A 3,953-nucleotide genomic window follows, 5' to 3' on the forward strand; every position below is an offset into this window, starting at 1 on the left:
ATTCAAAAATTTAACTGGCATTGACCACTCTGCTCACCGGACCCTTGCGGTTCCTCCCTTCCATCACCGCCCTGATCCGTGCCACCGGACTGACATAACTGAAGGTCCCGATATCCAGATAGAGCCCTCGGCCACTCTCAGAGAGCCTCACCCTCCCCCAGGACAACTCCTCATCTCCAAACCCGGCCAGAACTCCTGTCAAAACTCGTCCCGGAATCTCAAACCTTCCTACACCGTCGATAAACACAACCAGGGACTCATTATCCCTGATCATCCGCCCACAGAGCTCAAACCCTGAACTCTTCTTCTCACTCTCAACAAACTGACTCATACAATCCTCACATCACAAAATTGTTCAAAATATTACATTGACACGGTACAGTACAACTTCCCCACGCTCGCCCTGAAAATTGAATTTATCTTAACTACGGAGGACCTGGACTGGAAACATCAGGGTCATCATCACCTGAATCAAGCCTCTCATAGCACTGATCACACAGATGCACCTGCGAAACCGGATCAGACCAGACAGCAGCCTTGAGATCACAGACCTGGCAGCGACCACTCGAAAAAGAACGCCGTTCAAGAGCCTTCTTGTCAATCACACCCGGAAGCGGAATGATAGATGCAACCTCACGCGACACTGCCCGGCGATAGCACGAAGAGCAGAGCATCCGCTGAATCTTCTGTGAACAATGAGAAACCCGCTCCTGGTACTGAGTCGGACGCTTGCCACACACACTGCACCGGTGACGATCAGGAAGACCAGAAACCGGGGCAAAACTTCGTGAGTTCACATCAGAAAGTGAGATCTCATAAGACCGAACAGCCTCTTCAGGTTCAGGAGAAGACCCTGGATCAGAATCATCATGATCATCTGGATCATGATCCTGACCATCATCACAGAGCCAGACACTCCCACCCTTCTCCCAGGCATCATACAGCACTGCATCCCAGAGATACACCCGGGTTCGTCGCATCGTCGAGCAGCCTTCATCACCTCTCATCACTGTCCGGTCAAGATACGAGACAGCCGGACACTTATCAAGAAGACCGGAATACGTCTTGCCATACGAATGATACCCGTGAAGCAGTTTGCCAACCGTCGAGTTCGAAAGCCCGGTCAGCTGCTGCAGCTCGGCAATCGTCACCTCTGACTGATTCAGTGAAATAAAGGCAGCAATCAGATCACTCTCACGCTTTGTCAGCTTGTTTGCCTGTGCACCAGACTCCCCGTTCAGCGTCTCATACAGCCGTGCAGCCTCATCAAAATCAGCCCGGCTCGCAATCACACATATAACTGACCCTATCTCCTGTGACTCACGCTGACGCTGATTGAGTGCAGCATTTGTCCTGATCAGATCAAGCAGCATATCAGGATTCCTCCGGTTCTCTGCAGAGTGAAACCTGATCCTGGTCGCATACGGAATAACAACCCAGACCTGAGAGAGCGAATCCCAGATCTGCCTGCACACACGAACCTCCTCTGATTCAGGACCGCTGATACCAGGAAGATTTTCTGCACCTGACAATGTCCGCTCAAGTACCCGTTTATCCTGGACCTCACTGTCATCGATCCAGCAGGTGAGCATCCGGTTAAAGACCTGATCATCACCCGGACCCTCAACCTTGGCAATCCACCAGACACACCGCTGCGGAATTGTGCAGACCTGGACCTTTCTCTCCTTGTTCACGGTCCGGTACAGGAAGGGCTTTTGAAACGACGAGGTAACGCCCTTTAAGACCTCCTGCATCTGGTCAGAAAGACTCACATCATCAAGTGAGATCACACTGCCTGCACAGAGATCCTCCATGTAAAAGAGGGCCTTGTCACTCATCCGGCCTTCAAGCCTGAACTTCTTTGGAACAAGACTCTTCATCGTATCGATGGCATGAGACTTCCCTTTCCCAGACTCACCGGTGATAGAGACATGCAGCCCTTTGCTGTTGATCACACACCGGGACGCAAGCGAGTGTACAAGACACTCGGCAACAGTCTGATCGCCTTCGTGAACAGACGCAAACGTCTCAAGCATAAACGAGAGCGGATCGCCAGACTCAAGGATCTCTGTACATCGGGAACCGATGGCCAGATCAATCTCCTCTTTCTCCAGCTTTACTGCACCGGCTGGCGAATTTTCCGGGCCTGCTGTCTCATTAAAAGCCTGTGAGAGAGCACGAGCCTGTGCAATCTCATACTCAGTCGGGCGACACCGGCCTTCGGCCTCGTTCTTTGCCCTGATCCGCTCAGACCTGAGCCGTGCAAGCCTTGTCTCAATATCAGGTTTCACAGGTTCAAACAGAGCCCGAAGTTCAGACCATCGCTGTCTTCCACCACCACAGGAGTCATGGTGACACCCTGCAAAGATCGCACCCTTCGCAAACTGAATCGCATATGCCCCGTCTGTATGGGCAGATGAGAACGGACAGTCATCAAGCACAAAGAGTCGGCCACCATTGTACGGCTTTTCTGTATATGAGAGATTATGAGCAGAGAGCCAGGATGCAAGATCGATCCCGGCCTCCTGGTTCCGGCTCGTGGATCTCTCCAAAGATGTGCTCACCGAATCAGGCTGCCAGGATGCGAGCAGCTTCTGAATCTGCTCTGCACTCACCAAAGAGGCTGAATCTCCCAGACCTGCAGGGATCTTCAGAAGCTTTGATCTCCGGTGTGGCCGGTCAGCAAGATTGTCTCCTTTGCGTGAGATAGTTCCGTATATCTTCCAGATACGTGCTGCATTGAAGTTCGCCGTATCAACCTTACACTGTGCATCAGAAAACCGCCAGTCCAGCAGTTCAAGTACAGATTTAACACACTTCCTGCTCTCTTCATCATTTGAGAGATCAATCCGGTAGAGAAGATGAGCACCATTTCCTGAGTCTCCGATGATCGGATCAGGCCAGTCCTGCTCAGAAAGAAAGGCTGCTACTGACGAAGCGAGAGAAAGTGCCCGGGTATGCTCTTCATTTGATGACGATACTCCCGAGGGCCTGACCGGATCGATATCAATCGGCAGCCATCGCCTCCGGGCAATATCAGCATCAGCAGTTGTGGAATCCTTTCGCTCCAGTCTGTGCTTGATCCGGTTCGCACGCCTTGCAAGAAGTGCAGGATTAACCTCGTTGAGTGTGACATAGATCCCGGTAACATGAGCATCCTTCTCACGGTCAACAATATCTTTGGCAGCAGTGTCCAGGTCACTGTAATACCCGGAAGAGATTCCTTCTCCCGTGATTGCCCTGACCTCGATAACCTGGCCTTGATGAAAGAGAAGTGAAAGAGTCCTGAAAACCTCATCTTTCAGGTTGTTTCCCGTCATTTCTCATTCCCACCGCCACAAGATGAGATATGGCCAGAAGATCTGCAGAGGATCATTCTGATTTCTCCTCCAGAATTGGAATTGCTCCACCTGGGAGGATCTGGTACTTATCCCATTCCCCTCCTTTTGCTATCCAGAACTGCACATCACCTGGATACCAGCAGGTTCTGACATACAATGAGAGCCGTTCAACTTGTTTATTGAACGAATGTACACTCATTCGTGTAGACCCGGTCCTGACAAAAAGAATCCCCAGATCCTCTCTCCATGCAATCAGATGAAATAGAGACGGAATACCACCCTGACGCTCCGTAACCCTTAGCACAGCATATCCTTCACGTAACAGGATGTTTCTGGCTACATACTCAACTGTGCGACGGGTCTGACATTTATGATACTGGTACATCATTTCCACCGGGTCTGTGTAACCAGTAACAAAAGTCAATTAAAACAGACAAACATACAACACCGAAGTTGGATATAATTAAACATATCCCCACCATACAATGATTAATCCCCGATTTAACCGGCCGCCAAGCATGAGTTAGAGCCGGGGATTCTGGTTTTTTGTTCATCGATTCTTTGATGATAAGACCCCCCTGTCCATTCTTGAGATCAGTTCTGATATCAATC

Annotated in this window: 3 protein-coding genes; all 3 read right to left on the reverse strand. The window is 50.5% G+C overall.

Annotation, left to right across the window (positions count from 1 at the left end; all coding sequences use genetic code 11):
• Positions 1-10: 10 nt before the first annotated feature.
• The 3 genes from VN429_RS04545 to VN429_RS04555 all read right to left on the reverse strand — a co-directional run bounded on the left by VN429_RS04545 (position 11) and on the right by VN429_RS04555 (position 3,729).
• Positions 11-331: a hypothetical protein gene (locus VN429_RS04545; protein ID WP_325630268.1), complete on the reverse strand. Its 321-nt coding sequence runs from the start codon at positions 329-331 to the stop codon at positions 11-13.
• A 94-nt stretch (positions 332-425) separates the two neighbouring features.
• Positions 426-3,320: a hypothetical protein gene (locus tag VN429_RS04550; RefSeq protein ID WP_325630270.1), complete on the reverse strand. Its 2,895-nt coding sequence runs from the start codon at positions 3,318-3,320 to the stop codon at positions 426-428.
• A 52-nt stretch (positions 3,321-3,372) separates the two neighbouring features.
• On the reverse strand, positions 3,373-3,729 hold the full coding sequence (locus tag VN429_RS04555) for a hypothetical protein (RefSeq protein WP_325630272.1): 357 nt from the start codon (positions 3,727-3,729) through the stop codon (positions 3,373-3,375).
• Positions 3,730-3,953: the final 224 nt, after the last annotated feature.

The sequence above is a fragment of the Methanospirillum sp. genome (assembly GCF_035560735.1).
Taxonomy (GTDB): domain Archaea; phylum Halobacteriota; class Methanomicrobia; order Methanomicrobiales; family Methanospirillaceae; genus Methanospirillum.

What these genes read in the sequence shown, in the direction of transcription:
- VN429_RS04545 (WP_325630268.1), bottom strand. Translation starts at nt 331, where the DNA reads ATGAGTCAGTTTGTTGAGAGTGAGAAGAAGAGTTCAGGGTTTGAGCTC.
- VN429_RS04550 (WP_325630270.1), bottom strand. Translation starts at nt 3,320, where the DNA reads ATGACGGGAAACAACCTGAAAGATGAGGTTTTCAGGACTCTTTCACTT.
- VN429_RS04555 (WP_325630272.1), bottom strand. Translation starts at nt 3,729, where the DNA reads ATGATGTACCAGTATCATAAATGTCAGACCCGTCGCACAGTTGAGTAT.